This is a genomic window from Brachybacterium sp. J153, assembly GCF_036311905.1.
Taxonomy (GTDB): Bacteria; Actinomycetota; Actinomycetes; order Actinomycetales; family Dermabacteraceae; genus Brachybacterium.
The window spans coordinates 62,863-87,592 of the sequence record NZ_JAZDCH010000025.1; the positions used below are offsets into that span (position 1 = coordinate 62,863).

Sequence of the window (24,730 nt, forward strand, 5' to 3'; positions counted from 1 at the left end):
CTCCGGCGCCCCCTGCCTAGCGTGAGGTCGTCTGCTCCTCGACGCGTCGATAGACGCCCTCCGCCGTCCGCTGCCGCAGCTGGGAGCGGGCCGGCTCCTCGAGCGCATCCACCGCGTCGAGCAGCTCCTGCACGCCGGAGCGCAGGTCGAGCGGCACGGGGGCGATGGGCCAGTCCGAGCCGAACATCAGCCGCTCCGCTCCGAAGGCGTCGAGCGCCACCTCGAGCACCCGGGCCACGTCCCCCGGGCCGGGTCCGCGACCGCTCGTGGACAGCCCCGAGAACTTCGCGACGACCGTGGGCACCTCCGCGGCCTCGCGCAGCTGCTCCTCCCACTGGCGCATCGCCGCGGCGTCCCCGAAGGGCGGCTTGGCGAGATGGTCGAGCACGACGGTGAGATCGGGGACCTCGCGGGCGACCCGCGTCGCCTGCCGCAGGTGGCGAGGGTAGGCGTCGGGGACGTCAAGGGGCAGGCCGCGGGCGGCAAGCAGCTGCAGGGAGCGGCGCACCGTCGCCCGGTCGAGGAAGCCCGGGTCGGGGTCGTCGTGCACGAGGTGCCGCACGCCGACGACGCGGTGCATCGCCGCGGAGTCGTCGAGCAGCTGGGCGACCCCGTGCGGGTCGTCGAGCGGCAGCCAGGCCACGACGTCGACCCGCTCGACCCCGCCGCTGCCGCCGGGGATCGTCCCCGCCTCGATCCGCTCGGCGGCGGCCTGCATCGCGAGTGTGTCCGTGCGGGTGTCGTCGGCCTGGACCAGCACTACGCGGCGCACGCCGACGACGGCGAGCTGCGGGGCGACGTCCTCCCAGCGCACATCGCGACGCAGACCCTCAGGCGCTCCCGCGAGCCATCCGTAGCCGCCGCCGGAGAGGTCCCACAGGTGCAGGTGGGTGTCCGTGAGACCCGCGTGATCAGGCACCGAGCTCCTCCCACAGCGCCGCGGGGATCTCCCGGTGGAACCGCTCGAGGTTCTGGCGGACCTGGGCCCCGGTCCGCATGCCGAGCACTACGGAGCCGATCGCGGGGTGGCGACGCGGGAACTGCAGGGCGACGTCCGGCAGCTCGACGCCGTGCCGGGCGGCGAGCGCGGCGAGCTCCCGGGCCCGCTCGAGCATCTCCGTCGGCGCCTGCCCGTACTCGTAGTGGGAGTCCTGGGGCACCTCGGGACGGGAGAGGATCCCGGAGTTGAACACCGAGACGGCCACGACCTGCACGTCGTGCTCGAGGCAGGCGGGCAGCAGCTCGGCGGCGGCGGGCTGCTCGAGCAGCGTGTAGCGGCCGGAGAGCATGACCACGTCGAGCAGTCCGGTGCGGACGGCGCGGGTGAGGACGTCCGCGTCCTTCGAGCCGACGCCGACGTGGCTGATCAGCCCCTCCTCGCGCATCGCGGCGAGGGCGGGGAGCGCCTCCTCGATGCCCTGGTCGACGGGCCCCTCCTCGGGGTCGTGGAGGTAGAGCACGTCGACGCGGTCGAGGCCGAGGCGCTCGAGGGACTGCTCGTGGCTCGCCCGCACCCCCTTCTCGCTCATGTCCCACCGCCGCACGAGGTCGTCGGGGACGGCGAACTCGTGGGCCATGTCGTCGCCGGTGCCGGGGCCGGGGACGAGGAGCCGGCCGACCTTGGTGGAGAGCACGTACTCGTCGCGGGGCCGGTCCCGCAGGAGCGCGCCGAGGCGGCGCTCGCTCGTGCCGACGCCGTAGTGCGGGGCGGTGTCGAACATCCGCAGCCCGCCCTCCCAGGCGGCGTCGACCGCGCCGCGCGCCTCCTCGTCAGTGGTCACACGGAAGATGTTGCCGAGCTGGGCGGCGCCGAAGCCGAGCTCCGGCAGGCGGGCGGCGGGGGTCATCGCATCGCTCCTTCATCGGGGGCGTCGGGGGCGTCGAGTCGGATCTCGAGGACGGGCAGCAGCACGTCGGGGCGGCGGATCGGCAGCGTGAACGTCACGACGTCGGCACCCAGGCCGCGGGCGGTGGTGTTCCAGGCCCGCCGCTCCGGGTCGATGGTCTCGAAGGGCACCTCGGAGCCGTCGTGCAGCAGCCGCGCGAAGCGGACACGCCCCGCGAGGCCGCGCACGTGCAGGTGCTGCATCGGCCAGGCCGTGAGGTGGACGTAGAGGCGGTCGCCGCGGCGGGTGAGCAGGGTGCCCTGCGCCGCGTCGACGCCGTCGGCCGGTCCGGCGCCGTGCACGGAGTCGCCGTGCAGCGCCATCCACTCCCCGAGCGCGCCGAGCGTCGCCCGGTCGACGGGGGTGAGGGCGCCGCGGCCGTCGGGCCCGATGTTCAGCAGCAGGTTCCCGTTCTTCGCGACGGAGTCGACGAGCATCCGAACCAGCAGGTCCGGGCTCTTGTGGTCGAGGTTGTCGCGGTCGTACCCCCAGGAGCCGTTGAGGGTCTGACACGCCTCCCAGCGCACGAGCTCGCCCTGCTCGTCGCGCATCGGCGCGGCGGGCTGGTACTGCTCGGGGGTGACGAGGTCGCCGGGGAGCCCGAGCCGGTCGTTGACGAGGCAGCCCGGCTGCAGCTCGCGCACCATCGCGAGCAGCGCCTCGGCGTCCCAGTCCTCAGGCCCCTTGCCGTGCGGCCCGGGATAGGTGAAGTCGAAGAAGAGATAGTCGATCTGCCCGTAGCCGGTGAGCAGCTCCCGCACCTGGGCGTGGAGGAAGGCGCGGTAGCGGTCCATGTCGCGGGTCGCGTTCAGCGCGTCGACGTCGTCACGGCCGCGCAGCGGGTGGTGCTCATCGATCGTGAAGTCGGGATGGTGCCAGTCGATGAGCGAGTGGTAGAGGCCGACGCGCAGCCCCTCGGCCCGCATCGCGTCGACGAACTCGCGCACCAGGTCGCGGCCGCAGACCGCCGGGGCGGAGTAGTCGCTGTGCGCGGTCTCGAAGAGGCTGAACCCCTCGTGGTGCTTGGTGGTGAGGACGGCGTAGCGCATGCCGGCCGCGCGGGCGGTGCGGGCGAGGTCCGCCGCGTCGAAGCGGTCCGGGTCGAACTCCTCGGCATAGCGGGCGTACTCGTCGGGATCGCGCAGCTCGCGCGACATGACCCACTCGTGGCGGGCCGGTATCGCGTACAGCCCGAAGTGGATGAACAGCCCGAAGCGGGCCTCGTCGAACCAGGCGACCGAGCACTCAGACGGCGAGGACATGGTAGGGATCCTTCCAGACGGCGCCGTCCGGGAACAGGTGCGGCGCGAGGGAGTCGGGGAGCATGCGGGCGCTCGCCCCGGGCAGGGACGGGGCACGGTAGCTGCCGTCGACGATCACCACGGGGTCCTCGAAGTGCTCGTGGAGGTGGTGCACGTACTCGATGAAGCGGTCCTCCCGCTCCCCCGCGATGACCGCGGCGTCGAGGAAGGCGTAGTGCTGGACCAGCTCGCAGAGGCCGACCCCGCCCGCATGCGGGCAGACGGGAACGTCGAACTTCGCGGCGAGCAGCAGGATGGCCAGGTTCTCGTTGACGCCGCCGACGCGGGCGGCGTCCAGCTGGAGCACGTCGACGGCGCCGGCCTGCAGCAGCTGCTTCGCGACGATGCGGCTCTGCATCTGCTCGCCGGTCGCGACGGGCAGCGGCGCGACGGCGCGGCGGATCGCGGCGTGGGCGAGGACGTCGTCGGGGCTCGTCGGCTCCTCGATCCAGGCGGGGCGATAGGGCGCGAGCCGCTCGAGCCACGCGATCGCGTCGGCGACGTCCCAGCGCTGGTTCGCGTCGGTCGCGACGGGGAAGTCCTCGCCGAGCGTCTCGCGGGTCAGGCGCAGGCGGCGCACGTCGTCTTCGACGTCGGCGCCGACCTTGAGCTTGACCATCCGGAAGCCCTCGTCGCGCGCCTCGCGCAGGAGGCGCACGAGCTTCTCGTCGCTGTAGCCGAGCCAGCCGGGGGTCGTGGTGTACGCGGGGACGCCGTGAGCCTCGAGGGCGGTGATCCGCTCCGCCTTGCCCACCGCGCCGCGGCGGAGGATCTCGAGCGCCTCCTCGCGGGTGAGCGCGTCGGTGAGATAGCGGAAGTCGACGAGGTCCACGAGATCCTCGGGGGTCATGGTCGCGAGCAGCTTCCACAGCGGCAGGCCCGCGCGGCGCGCCCTCAGGTCCCAGGCGGCATTGACCACGGCCCCGATCGCCATGTGCATGACGCCCTTCTCCGGGCCGAGCCAGCGCAGCTGCGAGTCGCCGACCAGCTCGCGGGAGAAGCCGCCGAGATCCGCGAGCAGCGCCTCGACGTCGCGCCCGACGACATGCCCGCGGAGAGCGTCGATCGCGGCGCACTGGACGTCGTTGCCGCGGCCGATCGTGAACACGAACCCGTAGCCGGCGTCGCCGTCGCTGGTGAGGAGCTCGACGTAGGCCGCGGAGTAGTCGGGGTCGGGGTTCATCGCGTCGGAACCGTCGAGGTCCCGGGATGTCGGGAAGCGGACGTCGCTCACGCGGAGGTCGATCAGGGTGCTGGGGGTGGTCATCGCGTCTCCAGGTCCAGATGGTCACGGCGTGCAGAAGTTCGCCAGTGATCGGATGTCTTGGAGTGTAGGGCTCGCCGAAACATCGGACAACTCTGGCTCGGTTTCGCCGGCGAGTCCACCGCCGAAGGATGCCATCTCCGGATTAAGCGGCGAATTCCGACTTTCTGCCCGAAGAGTCGGCATGGTCATCCCACGCCCCGGGCACCGACGTTGGCAAGACCTCGGACCTGTGCCATGATGTCGCCGACCCTCGGAGAGGAGGGTCTGGAGAGAGATGGGACAACGATGGCCGTCGAGACCGCAGTCGCACCACCGGACGCCCCCACGGCGTCCCCCCGCCGCATCCGGGAGCCCCGGTCGGACAAGATCCTGCACGCGATCATGCTGACGTTGCTGTGCCTGTTCACGCTGACGATCATCTATCCGTTCGTCTATATCGTGAGCGCGTCGTTCTCCGATCCGACCGCGGTCATCTCGGGGGAGATGTGGCTGTGGCCCGTCGGCTTCAGCCTCGACGCGTATCAGGCGGTCCTCGACTATCCGGCGATCACCCGCGGCTTCCTCAACTCGCTGCTGTACTCCGGGGCCGCGATGCTGGTGGGCACCGCCGTGACCCTGATGGGCGGCTACGCCCTCTCGCGCAGAGACCTCGTCGGCAACGGCCCGATCACCATGATCTTCGTGCTGACCATGATGTTCTCCGGCGGCATGATCCCCACCTATCTCGTGGTCAAGGACCTCGGGATGCTCAACACCATCTGGGCGATGATCCTGCCCGGCGCCGTCAGCGTCTGGCAGCTCATCGTGACCCGCACCTTCTTCCAGGTCACCATCCCCCACGAGCTGCTCGAGTGCTCCCGCCTGGACGGCGCGAACGACCTGCGCTTCTTCGCGCAGGTGGTGATCCCGCTGTCCAAGCCGATCATCGCCGTGAACCTGCTGCTGTACGGCGTCGCCACCTGGAACGCGTACTTCAACGGCCTCATCTACCTCACCGACGAGTCGCTGTACCCGCTCCAGCTCGTCATGCGGAACATCCTCCTGGAGAACACCTTCGACCCCTCGAAGATGGCCAACGCCGACCCGACCAGGATCGCCGCGATGCAGCAGCTCGCGGACAAGCTCAAGTACGCGCTGATCATCATCGCGTCCGTCCCCCCGCTCATCGCCTACCCGTTCGTGCAGAAGCACTTCGTCAAGGGCATGATGATCGGCTCCCTGAAGGGTTGAGACACAGATGACCACCGACCAGTCCCAGGCATCGTTCGTCGACCAGCTCCGCGTCGACGACACCCCGAGGCGCCGCCGCGGCAAGGACGCCCCGCCCGTCCTCCCCCAGCGCAAGCGGCCGCTCTCTCAGCGGATCCTCCGCTCCTGGCAGCTGTACCTGCTGCTCATCCCTGCGATCCTGTGGGTCGCGATCTTCGCCTACTGGCCCATGTACGGCATCCAGATCGCTTTCCGCGACTTCACCCCCGTCGGCGGCATCACCGGCTCCGAGTGGGTCGGGATGAAGCACTTCGAGCGCTTCGTCGAGAGCTACAACTTCTGGCCCCTGATCCGCAACACGCTCGTCCTCGCGTTCTACGAGCTGATCGCCGGATTCCCCGTCCCGATCATCCTGGCACTCGCGCTGAACGGGATCCGCCAGAAGTACTTCTCGCGCGTCGTCCAGCTCATCACCTACGCCCCGAACTTCATCTCCGTCGTCGTGGTCGTCGGCATCCTCGTGATGCTCCTGGACCCGCAGACCGGCATCGTGCCTCACGCGCTCTCCCTGCTGGGCATCGACCCGCCCGCCTTCCTCACCGACCCGCAGTGGTTCCGCCACACCTATGTCTGGTCGGGGATCTGGCAGACCGCCGGGTTCAGCGCGATCATCTACCTCGCCGCCCTCTCCTCCGTCCCGCCGGAGCTGCACGAGGCCGCCAAGGTCGACGGCGCGAGCCACCTCCGCCGCATGTGGCACATCGACCTCCCCGCGATCATGCCGATCGCCATGGTGCTCCTGATCCTCTCGGTCGGCTCGATCATGTCGGTCGGCTTCGAGAAGGTCCTGCTCATGCAGAACCCGCTGAACCTCACCACCTCCCAGGTGATCGACACCTACGTCTACGAGGTCGGCCTCAAGAGCCCCATCCCCCAATACAGCTACGCCACCGCGATCGGCCTCTTCCGCAGCATCGTCGGCCTCCTCCTCCTCATCGCCGTCAACGCCTTCTCGCGCCGCGTCACGAAGGCCGGCCTGTTCTGATCCTCCCGGCCGGAGGCCCCGGCCGACCCTCACCAGCACACCGGACATCGTCGTCAGGAGCTCCGCCATGACCGCACCCACCGATCCGACCCCCTCGCTGCCCGGCAGCGGGACCGTCCCCGATCAGGCGCCGGGCACGACCCGGCGCGGCTTCCTCGCCCGCGCCGGTCTCGGCGGCGCCGCCCTCGTGGCCGGCTCCGGCGCCCTCGCGGCCTGCTCCGACTCCGGCGGGAGCGGCGGCGACGGGGGCGGCGGAGCCGACTACGAGCAGGGCAGCGCCCCGCTGCAGGTCGAGCTCGGTCCCGAGATCGAGGGAGTGCTCTACCCCGAGGGGTATCAGGGGCCGCGGGCCCGGCAGCTCGAGCCCTTCGGGGACGGCGAGACCACCTTCACGATCCTGGGCCGCACCATCCCGGACCTCGACTACTCCACCAACTACTACGCCGGGCTCGTCGAGGAGAAGACCGGCGTGAAGGTCGAGTACCTCGAGGTGCCGCTCGGCGAGGACGGCCAGACGAAGGTCAACGCGATCCTCTCCGCGGGCGATCTGCCCGACGCGATGATGACCGGCATGAGCCTGTTCAGCACCTCGCAGGTCGCGGTGTACGGCCAGCAGGGCCTCTTCCAGCCCGTGGACCAGCTCATCGACGAGCACGCCCCGCACATCCGCGAGATGTTCGAGACCTTCCCCGACATGCGCTCGCTGTTCACCTCGCCCGACGGCCGCATGTACGCCGTCCCGTCGATGAACGACTGCTACCACTGCAAGATCGGCTCCGTCCGCACCTGGTACAACACCGACTGGCTGACCGAGGTCGGGGCAGAGGTGCCGCAGACCCTCGACGACTTCGACGCCCTGCTCGCGGAGTGGAAGGGCCTGCCCTCGCGGACCTCCTCCTCGCAGCTCGTCACCACCACCTCCGACACCGTCACGAGCCTGTTCACCTTCTTCCTCGGCTCCTTCCTCGAGATCTCCGCCGACAGCCGCCTGCTGCGCGACGGGAAGGTCACCTGGCTGCCCACCCTCGACGAGTACCGCGAGGGGATGATCTGGATCCAGGAGCAGTTCTCGAAGGGGCATTTCGACACCGCGATGTTCTCCGCCACCGAGGACCAGATCAAGCGTCTCGCCGACGCCCCCGAGGGGCCCCAGCTCGGCGTCACCTACGGCAACTCGCAGGGCTCGTTCAGCTCCGCCGCAGACCCGTCGGATCCCCGCAACCCCGCCGCGATCATGGTGCCTCTGCCGCCGATGGAGGGCCCCCGCGGCGTGCGCACGACCGACTGGGAGTGGTACTCGATCGGGTCCCCGAACTTCGTCATCACGAGCTCCTGCCAGGATCCCGTGACGATGATCCGCTGGGCCGACTACCAGTTCGAGCTGAGCCTCACGACCGCGATGGGCCGCGGCCAGGAGGGCCCCGGCTGGGTGTGGGCGGGCGAGGGGACGCTGGGCATCGACGGCGAGCAGGCCGTCTACGAGGTCGTCCCCGGCAGTACCGAGCTGAAGAACACCGGCTGGTGGGAGTGGGGCCCGTACTACAAGTCGATGGGCCAGCGCCACGGCGAGGCGGTCCAGGAGGGCACCACCTCGATCGAGCCGTCGCTCTACGAGTCGGCGGCGGCGTACGAGCCCTACCGGATCGCCAAGGAGTCCAAGATCCCCGAGCTCGCCTTCGACCTCGACCAGTCTGCCGAGATCGGCGAGATCGAGGCGAACCTCAACCAGCACCTCACCCAGAGCTTCGCGAACTTCGGCACCGGGAAGGCCGACGCCTCGAAGGACGCCGACTGGACCGCCTTCGTGGAGACCTTCTCGTCCATGGGGCTCGAGAGGTATCTCGAGATCACGCAGTCGGCGTACGACGCCCAGGCCTGAGACCGCCCCGCCCCCGACCGTGCTCCCCTTCCACCCCTTCACCCCCTCGGAGACCACCATGACCACGTCCACCCCCGCCGCCCTCCTCGACCGCCGGCGCCTGCTGATCGGCCTCGGCGCGCTGCCCGGCGTCGCCGCCCTCGCCTCCTGCTCGGGCGGCGGATCCAGCGGATCCGGCGGCGACGTCCCGCAGGCGGAGTACGTGCAGGGCTCTTCCTCGCTCAAGCTCGAGCTCGGCCCGGAGATCGACGGCGTCCCGTACCCGGAGGGCTATGTCGGCCCGAAGGCACGGGAGTCCGAGCCCTTCGGCGACGGCGCCGAGTTCACGATCCTCACCCGGAGCGAGACGAACCTCGACCTCGCGAAGAACACCCACTCCCTCTATCTGGAGGAGAAGACGGGCGTGAAGATCACCTACGAGACCGTGCCCCAGGGCGAGGAGGGCGCCCCGAAGGTCAACGCGGTCATCTCGAGCGGCGATCTCCCGGATGCGCTCATGCTCGGCCCGGAGTGGATGGGCGGCTTCACGAAGGCGCAGCTGTACGTCTACGGCCAGCAGGGGCTCTTCCAGCCGCTGGACCAGCTGATCGACGAGTACGCCCCGCAGCTCCAGGAGCTCTTCGAGCAGAACCCGGACCTCCGCGCGACCTGGACCGCGCCGGATGGCGTCATGTACGCGATGCCCGCTGTGAACCAGTGCTACCACTGCGCCTCGTCGGCGGTGCGGACCTGGGTCCACCAGCCCACGCTCGACAAGGTGGGGATCAGCTCCCAGCCCACGACTCTCGACGAGTTCGAGGAGATGCTCATCGCGTTCAAGGGCTCCGACCCGGCGTACCGCCCGTTCAGCGGCGAGAAGTCGACGCCCCCGTTCGGGCTGATCGGCGCGGCGTTCCTGGACATCGGCGTCAACTGGCTGCGCCGCGACGGGGACCAGATCGTGTACACGCCGGTCGACGAGAAGTTCCGCCAGGTGCTGATCACGATGCACCGCTTCGTCGCCGACGGCCTCCTCGACCCGAACGCGTTCACGCAGGACGGCGACCAGCTCAAGCGCCTCACGATGGATCCCGCCGGCTCGAAGACCGGCGTGGTCCAGATGGGCTCCCAGGGTGGGTTCGCCGACATCGACTACTCCGACCCCGCGGCGCGCTACCGCGAGTTCGTGCCGCTCGCCCCCTTCAAGGGGCCGAACGGCGATCCGATCATCCCCTGGAACGAGTCCCACGGCGATGCGACCGGCCTCGTGATCACGAACGCCTGCGAGGATCCCGCGATGCTGGTCCGCTGGGCCGACTTCCAGCTGGGCCTCCTCCCCACCCTCGAGATGCGCCTCGGAGTCCTCGAGGAGCAGTGGACCTGGGCGAGCCCGGACGACCTCGGCATCGACGGGAAGAGCGCCGTCTACACGAAGATCCCCCAGGGTGAGGACGGCCCCTCGAACCTCACCTGGCCCGAGTTCGGCCCCTACAACCTGGGGATGGACGTCCGGCACGGCGAGGCGGTGGACCCCGAGAGCTCCATCGAGCCGATGCTCTACGACGCCGGCAAGCTGTACGAGCCGTACCGCAACGACCTCTCGGCGGTGTTCGCGAGCCCCTTCTTCGACGCGAACCAGTCCGCGGAGATCGGCGAGCTGCGCACCAACATCGACAGCGCCTTCGCACAGGTGTCGACGCAGATGGTGCTCGGCGACCTCGACCCGAACGACGACGCCGACTGGGAGACCTACGTCGCCTCGATCACCAATGCGGGCCTCGAGCGCTACCTCGAGGTCCTCACCGAGGCGGACCGCGAGCGCGCCTGAGCGCCACCCGCGAGCGGAGCCCGGCTCCGAAGACAGCGCCCCCGTCCGGTCCGTCCGGGCGGGGGCGCTGCGTCGTCCCGAGCGGGCTCAGCCCGCGTCCGGCCGCTCGGTGCTCGCGGCGTAGAAGTCGCCGAGGTCCGGCACCGGCGCCCCGGTCGCATCGTGCACGAGCACCTGCTCGAGCACGGGCTCGTCCCCGTCGATCTCGATCACCAGCTCCGAGAGCGTCCGCGCCTCCCCGAGCTGGTGGATCCGGCGCACGCCGACGGTGAGGCCCTCGGCGAGCATCTCGCCGTCGGCCGTGCGGACGCGGTGCCCGCGCACGCGCTGGCCCTCCTCGAGCCGTTCGCGCAGCTCGACGTGGTCGAGACGGGTGCCCTCCGGCAGACGCACCCGCACGGCCCCGTCGGCCTGACCGAGGATCTCTCCGGTCACGGGCCGCCCGAATCGCTCCTCGAGCGCCTGCGCGAGCTCCTCGACGCGGGCCGCGTCGGCCGGGTCGATCCGGCCGCGGCGGTCCGGGGGAATGTTCAGCAGCAGGTTCGCCCCCAGGCCGATCGAGCGGTCGTGGATCGCGAGGAGATGGGGCAGGGACTTGGGCTCCTCCCCCTCCTGCCAGAACCAGCCCTTGCGCAGCGACACGTCGCACTCGGGCGGGAGGTACCGCGGGGCGTCCCGCTCGATGGTGTCCTCGTCGTAGTTGTTGAGGTCAGCGCTCGTGGTCACGTACTCGACGGGGTCCGCGGCGAGGCCGTCCTCGTTGCCGACCCAGCGGATCGTCGCGGGGCCCATGTTGAAGACCATCGCCTGCGGCTGCAGCTCCTCGATGAGCTCCCCGATCCGCTCCCAGTCGTACTCGCGGCCCGCGGAGCCCGCGCCGTCGAACCAGAGCTCATGGAGCTCGCCGTAGTCCGTGCAGAGCTCGCGCAGCTGGGCGAGATAGAGCTCGTCGTACGCGGCCGGGTCCTCGTACCGGGGATCGTGACGGTCCCACGGCGAGAGGTAGAGGCCGAGCTTCATGTCGTGGCGGGCGCAGGAGTCCGCGAGCTCGCGCACGAGATCGCCGCGTCCCTGCCGCCACGGGGAGGAGGCGACGGAGTAGTCGGTGGTCGCCGTCGGCCACAGGCAGAACCCGTCGTGGTGCTTGGCGGTGAGGACCACGTAGCGGGCGCCGAGCCGCGCGGCGGTGCGCACCCACTCGTCGGTATCGAGATCGGAGGGATCGAAGATCTCCGGGGACAGCGTCCCATCGGACCATTCGAGGCCCGCGAAGGTGTTGACGCCGACGTGGAAGAACACGCCGAGCCCGTCCCGTTGCCAGGTGAGCTGGCTGGGAGTCGGGGCGAGGAGGGGAGGATGTGCAGCAGTGGACATGGGCCCATCCCATCAGACATCGGGTGTCTGAGGAAGGGGGCGTCCGGGAATCTCCCCACCCTCCTGTGTACCCTGCCTCACATGGAAGACACCCGCCGCGCCGGCCCGACGGAGATGCCCGGCTGGGCGGTCCGCATGAACGAGGCCATCGAGCTGCTCCTCACCCTCCTGCTCACCGGGATCATGTGGCTGGCCCTCACCCTCCTGGGACTTGTCGTGCTCGGCATCGGACCGGCGACCAGCGCCGCGGCCGACGTCCAGCTCGCGCTGCGCGACGGGGAGCGACCCCGCGTGGTCTCGCGCATGTGGTCCACCTGGCGGGAGGAGCTGGTGCGGGGGAACCTCCGGATGCTGCCGCTGCTGCTGGTCCAGGCCGGTGCCGGCTCGATGCTCTGGACCGTCTCGGCGGGGCTGTCCGACGGGCCGCTCGCCCTGCTCGCGACGGGCGTCCTCGCCGCGGTGAGCGGCGCCTGGGCGACCGTGAGCCTCGCGGTGATCGTCGCCGCCCCGCGGGTACGCCGTCAGGACCTGCTCGTCACCTGGCGTCTCGCCCTGCTGCTGCCGGGCGCGATGCCGCTGCGCTCGATCGGTCTGCTCCTGCTGCTGATGGTGTGGCTCGTGGTGTGCTCCCTCGCCTGGCCGCTCGCCCTGCTGCTCGGGGCGCCGGTGGCAGTGCTGCTGGCGGTCTCGGTGCTCTCGCGCCGCATCCGCGTGCTGCTCGAGGACCTGGACAAGAGCGCGACGACCCGTGCCGCCCAGGCCGGATCCCAGAGCGCAGCGCCGGACGCGACCCCGGGTTACGAGGGATAGGCTGGGCGGCACGCCCGCCCGAGGTCGCGCGAGGAGCACGGCTCCACCGCCCCGGGGGTGATCTGCGAGCTGGAACGGAGAGACATGGTTGACCTGGACGTGACGCGTGCCGATGCGGTGCTGATCGGAGGCGGCATCGCCAGTGCCACCCTGGCGGCGCTGCTGAGCGAGCTGCAGCCCGACTGGAGGATCGTCGTCCTCGAGAAGCTCGACGCCCTGGGCCTCGAGTCCAGCGATGGCTGGAATAACGCCGGCACCGGCCACAGCGCCCTGTGCGAGCTCAACTACACCCCGCAGGACGTGGACGGCTCGGTGAGCCCCGCGAAGGCGATCACCATCAACGAGCAGTTCCAGGTGTCCCGCCAGTTCTGGGCGCACCTGGTGGAGAACGACCGCATCGGCGACCCGTCGGCCTTCATCCACTCCGTGCCCCATATGAGCTTCGTGCACGGGCTCGACAACGTCGACTATCTGCGCCGGCGCCATGAGGCCCTCACGGCTAACCCCCTGTTCGACCGCATGGAGTTCACCACCGAGCACGCGCGTCTGGCCGAGTGGGCACCGCTGGTCGCCGCTGATCGCCCGGTCACCGAGACCATCGCGGCGACCTGGTCGCCCGACGGCACCGACGTCGACTTCGGCAGCCTGACCCGGCTGCTGCTGGACTTCGCCTCCCGCGTCGGGACCACCGTCTCCACCGGTTCCGAGGTCGTGGACCTCCGCCGCCTCGGCACCGACTGGGGCGTCATGGTGCGTTCCACGGCCGACGACTCGGTGCGCGTGCTGCGGGCCCCCGTCGTGTTCGTCGGCGCGGGCGGCAACGCCCTCCCGCTGCTGCAGAGGTCGGGGATCGACGAGATCCGCGGCTTCGGCGGCTTCCCCATCTCCGGTCAGTGGCTGCGCTGCACCGACCCCGAGGTGATCGCCCGCCACGACGCGAAGGTGTACGGCAAGGCCGCCGTCGGCGCCCCGCCGATGAGCGTCCCGCACCTGGACACCCGCTACATCGGCGGGCAGCGCGCGCTCATGTTCGGCCCGTACGCCGGCTGGTCCCCGAAGTTCCTCAAGACCGGCAGCTACACCGATCTCTTCGCCTCGGTGAAGCCCTCGAACGTGACCCAGATGATGGCGGTCGCCCCGCCGAACCTGGATCTCATGGTCTACCTCGGCTCGCAGCTCGCGGCGACCCGGAAGCAGCGTTTCGAGGCGCTGCGGGAGTACATGCCCTCGGCCCGCGAGTCGGACTGGGAGCAGGTCACCGCCGGCCAGCGGGTGCAGGTCATCGCGCCCGACGCGACCAAGCACGGCGTGCTGCAGTTCGGCACGCAGCTGATCACCGCGGCCGACGGGTCGATCGGCGGCATGCTCGGCGCCTCGCCCGGTGCGTCCACGGCGACCGACATCATGCTCACGATGCTGGGCCGGATGTTCCCCGAGCGGATCGAGGCCTGGCGCCCGATGATCACGCAGATGGTGCCGAGCTGGGGGACGCGTCTCTCGGACGACCCCGCGGTCGCCCACCGCTCCCTCGAGCACACCGCCGCCTCTCTCGGCCTCGACCACCCCTGAACCGCCGCGGCCGGACCGCGGCCCGGAAGAAGGACCTCCCATGCGGATCTCCCTGATGACCACGTGCCTGGTCGACGTGATGGCACCCGATGTCGCGCGCGCCACGGTGACCGTGCTCGAACGGCTCGGCCACGAGGTGGTGTTCGACAAGCGGCAGACCTGCTGCGGCCAGATGCACACCAACACCGGCTACTACACGGAGGCCGCGCCCGTGGTGCGGCAGTTCGTGGACACCTATGAGCCGGCGCTCGAGACGGTCGACGCGATCGTCATGCCGTCCGGGTCCTGCGCCGGCTGCGTGCGGGACCAGCATGCGCTGGTCGCGCGGCACGAGGGGGACGGGGAGCTGGAGCAGCGCGCCGCCGCGGTCGCCGCGAAGACCTACGAGCTCTCCGAGCTGCTGGTCGACGTGCTCAAGGTGACCGATGTCGGCGCCTACTTCCCCCACTCGGTGACCTATCACCCCACGTGCCATTCGATGCGCGTGCTGAAGGTGGGGCCGCGTCCGCTCAAGCTGCTGCGGGCCGTCGAGGGCATCGAGGTGAAGAACCTCCCCGAGTCCGACACCTGCTGCGGCTTCGGCGGCACCTTCTCGGTGAAGAACGCCGACACCTCCGACGCGATGGTCACCGACAAGGCGAAGAACGTCGTCGCCTCCGGCGCCGAGTTCGTGGTCGCGGGCGACGCCTCGTGCCTGATGAACATCGGCGGGAAGCTCCGCCGCACCGGGGCGGCTCCGCGCCCCGTGCATCTCGCGCAGATCCTCGCCTCCACCCGCGAGGAGCCCTTCATCCCCTCGGAGACGATCCTCGGACGGAGCGCAGCGGTCTCATGAGCACGGTCGGTCGACGAACTGCGGGGAACGAGCGGGAGGAGATGACCCGATGAACACGGTGAACCTGGGCATCCCCACCATCCGCCCGCAGCACGCCTCCCCCTCCTCGAACCTGCGCGGGGGGCGCGGCTTCCCGGCCGCGGCCCATGACGAGCTGGGCAACGAGACCCTTCGCGGCAACCTCCGCCATGCCACGACCACGATCCAGGCCAAGCGCGCCGGAGTGGTCCGCGAGGTGCGTGACTGGCAGAAGCTCCGCAATGCCGGCTCGGCCCTGAAGTGGCAGGTCACCGATCATCTCCCGGAGCTGCTGGAGCAGCTGGAGGAGTCCGTCGTCGCCGCGGGCGGCGTGGTGCACTGGGCCCGTGACGCCGAGGAGGCGGGGGACATCGTCACCCGGCTCTGCCTCGAGCGGCAGGCCACCGAGGTGCTCAAGGTCAAGTCGATGGCCACCCAGGAGATCGGCCTGAACGAGACCCTCGAGCACGCCGGGATCCGGGCCATCGAGTCCGATCTCGCCGAGCTCATCGTGCAGCTCGCCGACGACACCCCGTCGCACATCCTGGTCCCCGCGATCCACCGCAACCGCGCCGAGATCCGCGAGATCTTCCTCGCCGCCATGCCCGACCTGGACCCGTCGATCACCGATGAGCCGAAGGAGCTGGCCGAGGCCGCCCGCCGCTTCCTCCGCGAGAAGTTCCTGGACATGCCGGGGTCGGTCGCGATCTCCGGGGCGAACTTCGCCGTCGCCGAGACCGGCACCCTGGTGGTCGTGGAGTCCGAGGGGAACGGGCGCATGTGCCTCACCCTGCCGAAGACCCTCATCTCCGTGGTCGGGATCGAGAAGATCGTGCCGACCTTCCAGGATCTCGAGGTCTTCCTGCAGCTCCTCCCCCGGTCCTCGACCGGTGAGCGGATGAACCCGTACACGACCCTGTTCACGGGGGTGCACGAGGGCGACGGCCCCGAGGAGTTCCACCTGGTGCTGCTGGACAACGGCCGCTCGGCGGTGCTCGAGGACCCCGAGGGGCGCAGCGCCCTGCACTGCATCCGCTGCTCGGCCTGCCTGAACGTCTGCCCCGTCTACGCGCGCGCCGGCGGCCACGCCTACGGCTCGACCTATCCCGGACCGATCGGGGCGATCCTCTCCCCGCAGATGACCGGCACCTCCGGCACGGACGACCCGAACTCGACGCTCCCCTATGCCTCGAGCCTGTGCGGCGCGTGCTACGACGTGTGCCCGGTGAAGATCAACATCCCCGAGATCCTGGTGCACCTGCGCGCCGAGGACGTCGACCGCCGTCGGGAGACCCGCGGCGAGTTCCACGGCACCTGGGACGTGGCGCTGAAGGGGGCGAGCCGGCTCATGTCCTCGCCCCGCGCCTACGACGCCGCGGTCCGTTCGGCGGGGACCTTCGCCAAGGTGCTGCCCGGCGCGAACATCGGCAAGCTCCCCGGGATCCTGCCGCTCGTGCCCGGCTGGACCGACCACCGCGATCTCCCCAAGCCGGGGCAGTCCTTCCGCTCCTGGTGGGACGCGCGGGAGAAGGAGAAGGCGCGCGGCGGGAGCACCTCCGCCGCCCCCGCCACCGAGGACGGCGCCGACGGGCCGACGGCCGACGGACAGGAGCAGGCATGAACGAGTGGTCCGACTCCCGCCCCACCCGCACCCCGGGAATGAGCGCGAAAGAGGAGATCCTCGCGCGGGTCCGCACCGCGCTGGCCGCACCGCGCCGCGATGCGGTGACCGAGGCGGAGGACGTCCCCCGCGACTACCAGCGGGCCGACGACAAGCAGGAGGTCTCCACCGACCCCGGCAAGATCCGCGACGTCCTCGTCCAGCGGCTCGAGGACTACACCGCGACCGTGCACCGCACGACGCCCTCCGGCGTGGCGTCCACGATCGCCGCCGCTCTCGGCGAGGCCCGCACCGTGGTGGTCCCCGCCGACCTGCCGACGGAGTGGACGAGCGGGGTCACCGCCGAGATCACCACCGACGACGGCACCGCCACCCCGCGGGATCTCGACCGGATCGACGCCGTGCTCACCGGCTGCCACACGGCGATCGCGCTGACCGGCACCATCGTGCTGCGCGGGGACGGGACCGGCGGTCGTCGCGCGATCTCGCTCGTCCCCGACCATCACGTGATCGTCGTCGAGGCGGAGCAGGTCGTGCTCGGCGTCCCGAAGGGCATCGAGCGGATGGCCGAGGACGCCCGCGCGGCATGGACCATGATCTCCGGGCCCAGCGCCACGAGCGACATCGAGCTGGACCGCGTCGAGGGCGTGCACGGACCGCGCCGGCTCGACGTGGTCCTCATCGACCCCGAACCGGAGCCCGAGCCCGAGCCCGAGCCCGCCGACGCAGCACCCTCCCCCGCCGCCCGTCCCCGCCAGGAGCGCACCGCATGAGCGAGACCCCCGTCCCCGCCGACCGCACCCCCGTCGCCGCCCGTGACCGCGGCGACCTGCTCGAGATCGCGGCCGGCCCCTACCGCGCCGGGATCTCGCTGGTCGGCGCGACCGTCGAGCACCTCACCGTCGACGGTCGCGATCTGTTGGTGCGCAACCCCGAGTCGGGGCCGATGCGCTTATACCGGGGTGCGGTCGTCGCCCCCTGGCCGAACCGGATCGGCGACGGCCGCTACACCTGGGACGGGCAGGAGATCCAGACCGCCCTGACCGAGCCGGACCGCGGCAACGCCCTCCACGGGCTGGTGTCCTTCCAGGCCTTCGTCCCGGTCAGCGTCTCCGGGGACGAGGTGGTGCTGCGGACCGAGCTGTTCCCCTCCCCCGGCTACCCCTTCCATCTGCTGCTCACCGTCCGCCACGCCGTCGAGCCAGAGGCCGGGCTGGTCAGCACGGTCACCGCCCTGAACCTCGGCGGCCAGGACGCGCCCTACGGCGTGTGCCCGCACCCCTACCTCGTCGCAGGCCCCGAGCCGCTGGACACCTGGAGCCTGACGATGGGCGCCGGCACGGTGATGACCGTGACCGAGGACCGCCTGCTGCCGACGGGCACGGCGCCGGTCGGACCGGGCGACCCCTTCGACTTCCGGTCGCCGCGGCCGATCGCGGATCTCTTCATCGATCACGCGTTCACCGATCTGGTCCGTGAGGACGACGGGACCTTCCGCGTGCGCCTGGACGCCCCCGGCGGCACCGGGGTGGAGATGAGCGCGGGCACCGAGTGCAGCTGGCTCCAGGTGCACACCGGTGACCGGCCCGAGCCCGAGGAGAACCGCCTCGGACTCGCGGTCGAGCCGATGACCTGCCCGCCGGATGCCTTCCGCTCGGGCACGGACGTGGTGCGCCTCGCCCCGGGCCAGCAGCACGAGGCCTCCTGGAGCATCCGCGGCTGGTGAGGCGTCTCCCCGGGGATCCCCCGGGTGAGTCCCACCCCTGGACGCACGACGAGGGCCTGTCACCGATCGGCGACAGGCCCTCGCGCGCTGTCCGGGACGCGCGGTACGTCCGGTGATCAGTCCTTGTGCGCGTCCTCGTAGGCCTTGCGGATGGTGCCCGAGATACGGCCGCGGTCGGGGACCTCGTAGCCGGCCGAGCGGGCCCACTCGCGGATGCGCGAGGAATCGTTGGATCCCGACTTGGCGGGGGCGGAGCCGCCGGCGCGACCGCCGCGGCGACCGCCCACGCGGCGGCCCTTCTCGGCCCAGGCGCCGAGCTCCTCGCGGAACTTCGCGGCGTTCTCCTCGGAGAGATCGATCTCGTAGGCCACGCCGTCCAGGGCGAAGCTCACCGTCTGCTCGGCCTTTCCGCCGTCAAGGTCGTCGATGAGCTCCACAAAAGTCTTTCGTGCCACAGGGGTTCTCCCTCGTCGATGGGGGTGCAATGCGCTCCGGACCGAATCAGTCCGAGATTGCACACAGTATCCACATGCTCCGAGCGAGAATCAATCCATTTCGCGTGTCGGGGTCTGATTCTTCACGGAATCCTCGCGGGACATCGCCTCGCGGATTTCGTGTTCCGCAATTCGGTCCGCCTCCCGCTCCCCGCGATCCGCGCGCATCATCGCCCGGATCACGAACCAGAAGAGCAGGCCCACACCGATCGACGGGAGCAGCGACCCCGCCTCGAACCAGAATCCGCTGTCCATCTCAGGCCCCCGGCTTCACCAGCGGGAAGAGGATCGTCTCGCGGATACCGAGGCCGGTCAGGGCCATCAGCAGCCGATCCACGCCCATGCCCATCCCGCCCGTCGGGGGCAGGGCGTACTCCATCGCCTCGAGGAAGTCCTCGTCGAGCCGCATCGCCTCGTCGTCGCCCTGGGCCGCGAGCTGCGCCTGCTGGGCGAAGCGCTCGCGCTGGATGACGGGGTCGACGAGCTCGGAGTAGCCGGTGCCGAGCTCGAAGCCGCGCACGTACAGGTCCCACTTCTCGACCACGCCGGGAGTGGAGCGGTGGGCGCGCACCAGCGGGCTGGTCTCGACGGGGAAGTCGCGCACGAACGTCGGCTCGTACAGGTGGTCGCCCACGCGATGCTCGAACAGCTCCTCGACCAGCTTTCCGTGCCCGAAGCGCGGGTGGTCCAGGTCGAGATCGAGCGATCGCGCGATCGCGCGCAGCTCCTCGACGGAGGTCTCGGGGGTGATCTCCTGCCCGAGGGATTCCGAGAGGGATCCGTAGACGGTGATCTGCCTCCATTCCCCGGAGAAGTCGTACTCGGAGCCGTCGGCGAGGGTGACGATCTGCGATCCCGTCGCCTGCTCCGCGGCCTCCTGGACGAGGGATCGGGTGAGATCACCGATCGAGTCGTAGTCCCCGTATGCCTGATATGCCTCGAGCATCGCGAACTCGGGGGAATGGGTCGAATCGGCGCCCTCGTTGCGGAAGTTCCGATTGATCTCGAACACCCGCTCCAGTCCGCCCACGGCGGCCCGCTTGAGGAAGAGCTCCGGGGCGATGCGCAGGAAGAGGTCGAGGTCGAAGGCGTTCATGTGGGTCACGAACGGACGAGCCGCCGCCCCCGAGGGGACGACCTGCAGCATCGGGGTCTCGACCTCGACGAAGTCCCGCTCGCGGAAGGAGGATCGCAGGGAGTGCATGACCTCGGCGCGCTGACGGACGGTGTCCCGCGCCTGCTGGCGCACGATGAGGTCGACGTAGCGGCGACGCACCCGCGACTCCTCGGAGAGGTCGGCGTGCAGCACCGGGAGCGGGCGGACGGCCTTCGCGGCCATCTGCCAGGAGTCGGCGAAGATGCTCAGCTCCCCGCGGCGGGAGGCGCCGACGCGACCGTGGAAGAACACATGGTCGCCGAGGTCGACATCGGCCTTGAGGTCGGCGAGGCGCTCCTCCCCGATCTCGGCCAGGGAGGCCATCACCTGGAGCCGCTCGCCGGCGCCGTCCTGGAGGGTGATGAAGGCGAGCTTGCCGGTGCTGCGCTGGAAGACGACGCGCCCGGCGACGCCCACGACGTCCTCGGTCTCCTGGCCCGCCTCGAGGTGGCCGTACGCGGCGCGCACCGCCGCGATGCTCGTCGTCACCGGGACGGAGACGGGGTAGGCCTCCTCCCCGCGCGCCAGCAGGCGCTCCCGCTTGGCCTTGCGGACCGCCACCTGATCGGAGGTGTCGGTCTGGTCCGGGGCAGGGAGGTTCTCGCTCATGGCCGCGATTGTCTCATCCGCGCCCCGGACGATGCCTGCAGGCTCAGGCCTCTGTCACCACCACCACAGCGGCGTCGAGCAGGCGCACTCCCTCGATGCGGCCGACGAGCGTCACGAGCACCTCGCCGCGATGCGCGGCGTCGATCTCCTCGAGCGTGGCCGGGTCGAGCGCCAGGGCGTAGGCCCAGTCGATCTCGGCGCGCTGGAGGGCGTCGTGGAGCACGGCGCGGAGGGCGGCGTTCGAGGGGGCGGCGGCGCGGGCCGCGGCCAGAGTGCGGGAGAGGACGAGGGCGCGCTCGCGTCCCGCGTCGCTGAGGTACACGTTGCGGCTCGAGCGGGCCAGACCCGAGGGCTCGCGCTGGATCTCGACCGGCTCGATCCGCACGGGCAGGTCGAGATCGGCGACGAGGGCCTGGATGATCGCGAGCTGCTGGGCGTCCTTGCGCCCGAAGACCGCCACATCCGGGGTGGTCAGCTGGAGCAGCTTGGTGACCACGGTGACGACCCCGTCGAAGTGGCCGGGCCGGGCGGCACCCTCGAGGATCGTGCCGGCGGCGCCCGCGGTGACCGAGACCGTCGGCGGCAGGACCGGGTACATCTCCTCGACAGAGGGGGCGAAGACCAGGTCGACGAGGCCGTCGACGGCGGCGAGGTCCGCCTCGAGGTCCCGCGGATAGGCCTCGTAGTCCTCTCCTGGCCCGAACTGCAGGGGGTTCACGAAGTCGGAGAGGATCACGTGGTCGCAGAGCTCGCGGGCGCGGGCGACGAGGGCGAGGTGCCCGTCGTGCAGGGCACCCATCGTGGGGACCAGGGCGACGCTCCCGCGGAGCGCGGCGCGGTGGGTGCGCAGCTCCGCCTTCGTCCTCACGAGCGTCGTTCTGGGGGTGGTGCCGGCGGCAGGGGTCATGCGTCCTCCTCGGTGGTGCTCTCCGCGAGCAGCGCCCGGATCGCATCCCGGTCGCCCGGGGCGAGTGTCGCACGCGCGAGGGCCGCGAGCGCGAGGGCCCGGTAGGTCGCGCCGAGATCCGCCGTGCCCGGGTCCGCGGCAGTGGCGTCGAGGTCCTCGAGGGCCGCGAGATGGGCGGCGACGGTGCCCGCGTCGCCGCGGATGACCGGTCCGGTGAGCGCCCGGCTCCCGCGGCGCAGAGACTCGTCCAGGGCCGCCTCGAGCAGCGGTCGGAGATAGGCGCCGGGATCGTCGATCCCGAGCCGGCGCAGCACCTCGCGGGACTGGTCCACGAGCACCACCAGGTGGTTCGCGGCATGGGCGAGCGCGGCGTGGTACGTCGGCCGGTCCCCCTCGAGAATCACCACCGCCTCCCCGCCGAGCTCGACGACGAGAGCCGCCGCGACGGGCAGGAACTCCTCGGCGGCGGTCACCGCCATGGGGCAGCCGACCAGACGCGGGAGGTCCGCGGAGGTGCCCGTGAAGGTCATCGCGGGGTGCAGGGCGAGCGGCGCGCAGCCGGCCTCGGCGAGCGGGGCGAGCACCTCGGTGCCGTAGCGGCCCGAGGTGTGGACGACGAGCTGTCCCCCGGGGGCGAGGCCGGTCGCGGCGATCCCGGCCGCGAGCGGGCCGAGCTGGTCGTCGGGCACGGCGAGCAGCAGCAGTTCGCTGCGCTCGACGATCGCGGGGACGTCGAGCAGAGGGACGCCGGGCAGCAGCTCCGCGGCCCGGGCCCTCGAGGCGTCGGAGACGGCGTACGCGCCGAGGATCCCGTGGCCCTGGGCGCGCAGTGCCGCTCCGAGCACGGCGCCGACGCGACCCGCGCCGATCACGCCGATGCCGAGGCGGGGCGGGGTCATCGCCCGGCCTCCTCGGCGGCATGCACGGGTTCGGCAGGGCCGCCGGCTGCGCCCGCGGTGAGCAGCGGCTGCAGCCAGCTGTCCCGATCGCGGTAGCGGCGAAGCGTGCGGGCGTCGGCGGCGAGGGTCGCGTGGAGGCCGAGCACCTCGGCCCGCGGGAGGCTGTCCAGGGTCAGCTCGTCGCCCGCGGTGCGGACCGTGAGGTCGAGGATCCCGAGGCGACGGGCGATCGGATCGTCCCCGACCGAGAGTTGCTGGATCCGCTCGCGGGGCACGATCTCGAGGCGGCGCGCGAGGATGCCGCTGCGGTGCACCAGGGCCCCCGGCAGGAGCACGGTGACGCGGGTGCGCCGCGCGATCCAGGCCCAGCGCACGGGGGCGCGCAGGCCCTCGATGCTGCGCGCCGGGGCGGTGAGCAGGTGCTCGACGACGGCGAGGTCGTCCGTCGTGCCCAGCGGGGTGCTGAGCCGACGGAGGGTGTCGCGCAGTTCCCCGCGGGTGCCGACGGGGAGCACGCTCGTCGGTCCGTTCTCGTCGTCCTCGTCGATCCCGGCGACGGTCGCCGTCACGGCGGTCCATCCCGGCGCCCGCCAGAGGACGGGTCGGCGCAGCTCGAGGCCCTGGATGCGGCCGGCCGCGATGTTGTCGGTGCGGGTGTTCAGCAGGCCGCGCCGCATCCGCAGGCCGCGGTCGGTGTCGCGGGAGACGAAGCCCCACCCGGCGTCGATGCGACCGAAGACGTACCGCGGCACGGCGATCACCGTGGGCAGCAGGGCGAGGAGGATCGCGGGCGAGAACCCTTCCTGCCAGATCGCGAGGGCGATGGCGACGGCCACGCCGAGGATGCTCATGAGCACGCCGGTGAGGAAACCGAGGTCCCGCAGCAGGGAGCGCACCAGGCGCTCGGTGGGGATGCGGGCGATCAGCTCGCCGTCGGTGACCCCGTCGTGCAGCAGCGCGTCGAGCCGGCCGCCCCGAGGGGCCGCCGTCGGCTCCGCACCGCCCTCGTGGTGTCCGGGGGCAGCGTCCGGCGCAGCGGCCTCGCCGCCGGCCGCCGCCACGGGTCCCTCGGGGCGCCCGCCTGCCGCGATCTGGAGGATGCCGAGCCGCAGCTCCTCGGCCCGCGCGGAGCTCACGTACTCGATGTCCAGGGAGGACTCGCCGCCGCCGGCGACCTCGACGCGCACCTTCGCGAGGCCCAGGATCCGGGCCAGCAGCGGCCGTTCGACAGAGACCGACTCGATGCGGGCGCGCGGGGCATACTCGCGCGAGCGGCTGAACACCCCGCGGTGCACGGAGACCCCGTCGTCATCGACCGCGTAGGTGGTGAACCACCAGCTGAGCGTCGAGAACAGGACCGCGACCACGATGGCGAGGGTCACCAGGCCCAGGCCGATCAGGAGGCGGCGCGGGTCGAACTCGCCGACCAGCTGCGAGATGTTCTGCGCCGTGGCCACGGCGATGATGCCGACGACAACCTTCCATCCGGTCACCAGCGGGGTGATCGGGTGGGTGCGCCGTCGCGGAGTCTCCGCAGCGGATGGCGGGGCCTGGATCGGATCGGATCCGCCGGCCGCGGCGGAGGCACGCTCCGGTGCGGGCTCGGAAGTGCTCACAGCGCCGCCATCAGCTCGACGCCGCGCGCGGTGAGCAGCGTGCGCAGCCGCTCCGCCTCCTCACGGGGCAACCCGGGGAGCGTGATGGCCGAGTCCTTGTGGGCGGTGCCCAGGGTGATCGTGGCGAGTCCGTAGCGGCGCTCCACGGGGCCCTCGCCGATGTTGACCGACTGCACGCGCCCGAAGGGGACCGTCTCGACCGTGCGGAAGAGGATGCCGGAGACGACGGTGAGGTCCTCCTCCCCCACGCGATAGCCGAGGGCGCGCACGCGCCGAGGGGTGAACAGCAGTCCCTGCACGACCACGATCAGCGGCAGCGCGCCGAGCGCCCCGATCCACCACCAGGAGGTCAGGACCGCGCCCACGATCGCCCCGGCGAACAGCAGCAGCCCGAACGCATAGCCGGGGATCCCGCCGAGATACCGCGCGGGGATCAGCTTCTCGGAGACGGGGGTCATCCCGGCCGCACCGAGCCGGGCGGGCGGCGCGTTGGAGATCTCCGGCGACGTCCGCGAGAGCTCGTGCGGCGCCGTGGCGGACATTGGCGGCGCAGCCGCGGGCATCGGCGCGGCAGGCTGCGGCGTCGGCACCGGAGCGGCGGGCTGCGGCGTGGGTCGGGGTGCGGCGGGCGGCGGCGCGGGCAGAGCCGGATCGGGCGCGTCGGTCATGCGCCCCATCGTGTCATCCTCGCGGGCACCCGGC

General features: G+C 71.4%; 22 protein-coding genes. 10 read left to right on the top strand and 12 right to left on the bottom strand.

What is annotated here, in order from left to right:
• Positions 1–16: 16 nt before the first annotated feature.
• From V1258_RS11795 to V1258_RS11810, 4 genes are read right to left on the bottom strand one after another with little or no spacing between them, the layout of a single operon-like run.
• Positions 17–919 (bottom strand): amidohydrolase family protein, encoded by a 903-nt coding sequence (locus tag V1258_RS11795; RefSeq protein ID WP_329749866.1) that lies wholly within the window; start codon positions 917–919, stop codon positions 17–19.
• Complete coding sequence (locus tag V1258_RS11800; RefSeq protein WP_329749867.1) at positions 912–1,847, bottom strand: aldo/keto reductase; 936 nt, start codon at positions 1,845–1,847, stop codon at positions 912–914. The genes V1258_RS11795 and V1258_RS11800 overlap by 8 nt, the downstream gene beginning before the upstream one ends.
• The gene (locus V1258_RS11805; RefSeq protein WP_329749868.1) at positions 1,844–3,148 is read right to left on the bottom strand and encodes an alpha-L-fucosidase; all 1,305 of its coding nucleotides are present in this window, start codon (positions 3,146–3,148) and stop codon (positions 1,844–1,846) included. The genes V1258_RS11800 and V1258_RS11805 overlap by 4 nt, the downstream gene beginning before the upstream one ends.
• Positions 3,132–4,454, bottom strand: a complete 1,323-nt coding sequence (locus tag V1258_RS11810) for an enolase C-terminal domain-like protein (RefSeq protein WP_329749869.1) — start codon at positions 4,452–4,454, stop codon at positions 3,132–3,134. Before V1258_RS11810 ends, V1258_RS11805 begins: the two co-directional genes overlap by 17 nt.
• Before the next feature lie 285 nt (positions 4,455–4,739).
• Between V1258_RS11810 and V1258_RS11815 the strand changes: the two genes are divergently transcribed.
• From V1258_RS11815 to V1258_RS11830, 4 genes are all read left to right on the top strand, one after another.
• Positions 4,740–5,684, top strand: a complete 945-nt coding sequence (locus V1258_RS11815) for a carbohydrate ABC transporter permease (protein ID WP_329749870.1) — start codon at positions 4,740–4,742, stop codon at positions 5,682–5,684.
• A 7-nt stretch (positions 5,685–5,691) separates the two neighbouring features.
• On the top strand, positions 5,692–6,708 hold the full coding sequence (locus V1258_RS11820) for an ABC transporter permease (protein WP_329749871.1): 1,017 nt from the start codon (positions 5,692–5,694) through the stop codon (positions 6,706–6,708).
• 67 nt (positions 6,709–6,775) lie between these two features.
• Complete coding sequence (locus V1258_RS11825; protein ID WP_329749872.1) at positions 6,776–8,587, top strand: extracellular solute-binding protein; 1,812 nt, start codon at positions 6,776–6,778, stop codon at positions 8,585–8,587.
• Positions 8,588–8,645: 58 nt separating this feature from the next.
• Positions 8,646–10,394, top strand: coding sequence for an extracellular solute-binding protein (locus tag V1258_RS11830; protein WP_329749873.1), 1,749 nt, complete (start codon positions 8,646–8,648; stop codon positions 10,392–10,394).
• Positions 10,395–10,481: 87 nt separating this feature from the next.
• Here V1258_RS11830 and V1258_RS11835 read toward each other — a convergent pair whose 3' ends face one another.
• A complete protein-coding gene (locus V1258_RS11835; RefSeq protein ID WP_329749874.1) occupies positions 10,482–11,768 on the bottom strand; it encodes an alpha-L-fucosidase in 1,287 nt (428 codons plus the stop codon).
• Positions 11,769–11,849: 81 nt separating this feature from the next.
• On the opposite strand from V1258_RS11835, the gene V1258_RS11840 reads away from it, so the two are divergent.
• From V1258_RS11840 to V1258_RS11865, 6 genes are all read left to right on the top strand, one after another.
• Positions 11,850–12,578: a DUF624 domain-containing protein gene (locus tag V1258_RS11840; protein WP_329749875.1), complete on the top strand. Its 729-nt coding sequence runs from the start codon at positions 11,850–11,852 to the stop codon at positions 12,576–12,578.
• Positions 12,579–12,662: 84 nt separating this feature from the next.
• Positions 12,663–14,147, top strand: a complete 1,485-nt coding sequence (locus tag V1258_RS11845) for a malate:quinone oxidoreductase (protein ID WP_329749876.1) — start codon at positions 12,663–12,665, stop codon at positions 14,145–14,147.
• Positions 14,148–14,187: 40 nt separating this feature from the next.
• Positions 14,188–14,982: a (Fe-S)-binding protein gene (locus tag V1258_RS11850; protein ID WP_329749877.1), complete on the top strand. Its 795-nt coding sequence runs from the start codon at positions 14,188–14,190 to the stop codon at positions 14,980–14,982.
• 49 nt (positions 14,983–15,031) lie between these two features.
• Complete coding sequence (locus V1258_RS11855) at positions 15,032–16,621, top strand: lactate utilization protein B (RefSeq protein ID WP_329749878.1); 1,590 nt, start codon at positions 15,032–15,034, stop codon at positions 16,619–16,621.
• Positions 16,618–17,394 (top strand): LutC/YkgG family protein, encoded by a 777-nt coding sequence (locus V1258_RS11860; RefSeq protein ID WP_329749879.1) that lies wholly within the window; start codon positions 16,618–16,620, stop codon positions 17,392–17,394. The genes V1258_RS11855 and V1258_RS11860 overlap by 4 nt, the downstream gene beginning before the upstream one ends.
• Positions 17,391–18,347, top strand: a complete 957-nt coding sequence (locus tag V1258_RS11865) for an aldose 1-epimerase family protein (RefSeq protein WP_329749880.1) — start codon at positions 17,391–17,393, stop codon at positions 18,345–18,347. The genes V1258_RS11860 and V1258_RS11865 overlap by 4 nt, the downstream gene beginning before the upstream one ends.
• 116 nt (positions 18,348–18,463) lie before the next feature.
• Here the strand turns inward: V1258_RS11865 and V1258_RS11870 are convergent, their stop codons facing one another.
• The 7 genes from V1258_RS11870 to V1258_RS11900 all read right to left on the bottom strand — a co-directional run bounded on the left by V1258_RS11870 (position 18,464) and on the right by V1258_RS11900 (position 24,696).
• The gene (locus tag V1258_RS11870) at positions 18,464–18,802 is read right to left on the bottom strand and encodes a histone-like nucleoid-structuring protein Lsr2 (RefSeq protein ID WP_329744997.1); all 339 of its coding nucleotides are present in this window, start codon (positions 18,800–18,802) and stop codon (positions 18,464–18,466) included.
• A gap of 90 nt (positions 18,803–18,892) precedes the next feature.
• On the bottom strand, positions 18,893–19,096 hold the full coding sequence (locus V1258_RS11875; RefSeq protein WP_329744996.1) for a hypothetical protein: 204 nt from the start codon (positions 19,094–19,096) through the stop codon (positions 18,893–18,895).
• Between the two features lies 1 nt (position 19,097).
• Positions 19,098–20,606 carry a lysine--tRNA ligase gene (gene lysS / locus V1258_RS11880; RefSeq protein ID WP_329749881.1) on the bottom strand — a complete coding sequence of 503 codons (1,509 nt, stop codon included), beginning with the start codon at positions 20,604–20,606 and terminating at the stop codon, positions 19,098–19,100.
• A gap of 43 nt (positions 20,607–20,649) precedes the next feature.
• Positions 20,650–21,513, bottom strand: a complete 864-nt coding sequence (gene panC / locus V1258_RS11885) for a pantoate--beta-alanine ligase (protein ID WP_329749882.1) — start codon at positions 21,511–21,513, stop codon at positions 20,650–20,652.
• A complete protein-coding gene (locus V1258_RS11890) occupies positions 21,510–22,412 on the bottom strand; it encodes a Rossmann-like and DUF2520 domain-containing protein (protein ID WP_329749883.1) in 903 nt (300 codons plus the stop codon). Before V1258_RS11890 ends, panC begins: the two co-directional genes overlap by 4 nt.
• Positions 22,409–24,028 (bottom strand): PH domain-containing protein, encoded by a 1,620-nt coding sequence (locus V1258_RS11895; RefSeq protein WP_329749884.1) that lies wholly within the window; start codon positions 24,026–24,028, stop codon positions 22,409–22,411. Before V1258_RS11895 ends, V1258_RS11890 begins: the two co-directional genes overlap by 4 nt.
• Positions 24,025–24,696 carry a PH domain-containing protein gene (locus V1258_RS11900; protein WP_329749885.1) on the bottom strand — a complete coding sequence of 224 codons (672 nt, stop codon included), beginning with the start codon at positions 24,694–24,696 and terminating at the stop codon, positions 24,025–24,027. The genes V1258_RS11895 and V1258_RS11900 overlap by 4 nt, the downstream gene beginning before the upstream one ends.
• Positions 24,697–24,730 lie beyond the last annotated feature (34 nt).